Annotated in this window: 1 protein-coding gene; it reads right to left on the reverse strand. The window is 67.2% G+C overall.

The window, feature by feature from the left end:
* The coding region (locus G3T14_RS24210; protein WP_163645009.1) for an IS1380 family transposase at positions 1–996 on the reverse strand (996 nt) is incomplete at its 3' end.
* Positions 997–1,118 lie beyond the last annotated feature (122 nt).

The raw sequence follows: 1,118 nt of genomic DNA on the forward strand, positions 1-1,118 counted from the left end.
CCATTCCGGCGTGCCGGTGGCGATGTTCGTGACCACATATCGGATGTCGAGGCCCAGACGGGTGGCCTCGATGCGGGCGGCGACGCGGCGCTGCTGCCGCCAGGACTTGGCCGCGTGCGTGGTCTCGGCAAAGCCGCGCACCGCCTCCTTGTCGCCGAGGGCCCGCACCACCCGGATGTGATCGGCGGTCGGCTCCACCTTGGCCGCCAGCGCTTTGGTGCCAGTCAGGCCGAAGACGTAGGTGACGCCGTTGTCCTCGCACCAGTCCATCGCCTCGGGCCGGCCGTAATGTCCGTCGCCGCGGATGGTGATCGCGGTCGTCGGCCAGTGCCGGCGGATCGCTCGAACGAGGCGGCGCAGATGACCGCGGACCTCGCGGCCCGAAGGTGTCTTGCCGGGTCGCAGGATCATCGCGACGGGACGGCTGGCGTCGGTGTCGTAGACGTGGATCGGCAAAAAGCAGCGTTCGTCGTGGTGGGCGTTGAACAGCGACAGTTGCTGGTGGCCATGCACCACGTCGCAGGTGTCGTCGATGTCCAAGGTGACGGCTGCTGGCGGCGTGGCGTAGCTGGCGCAGTACACATCGACCAGCACGCGCCCGAGCCGGATCAGGTCGCGCAGGCCGGGGATGTTCTCCATCCGCGAGACGGTGGGTTGGCTCATCAGGTCGGCGCCGGTCTCGGGCAGGCGTCCGCAGGCGAGCTTGAAGGCGGGATCGGCGCGCAGGTGGTCGAGGTCGTCAGCATCCTCGTAACCGCAGGCGATGGCCAGGATGCGGGCGAGCAGGATCTCGGGCATCGGATGCAGGATCCGGCTCGGATCGCGCCGGTCGGGGATCACCGCGGCGAGCTTGTCGGCGATGCCCAACCGTCGGGCAGCCTGGGCCAGCAGCAGGACACCGCCGTCCGAGGTCAGGCGTCCGCCATCGAAAGCGGCTGTGAGTTTCTTGGCTCTGACGGATGGAAACGCGAATGGGAGACACGTAGAATCGGACATGGCGGGCGTGGCGGGCTCGATCAGGTGAAGAAGGTTGGTGTCAGCACCCAATCCCTAAGCCAAATCAATGCTTTACGCTACGCTCGCCGCCTCAGATCCACTGCCCTCATGAATAAGACGGG

The organism is Methylobacterium sp. BTF04 (genome assembly GCF_010692745.1).
Taxonomy (GTDB): domain Bacteria; phylum Pseudomonadota; class Alphaproteobacteria; order Rhizobiales; family Beijerinckiaceae; genus Methylobacterium.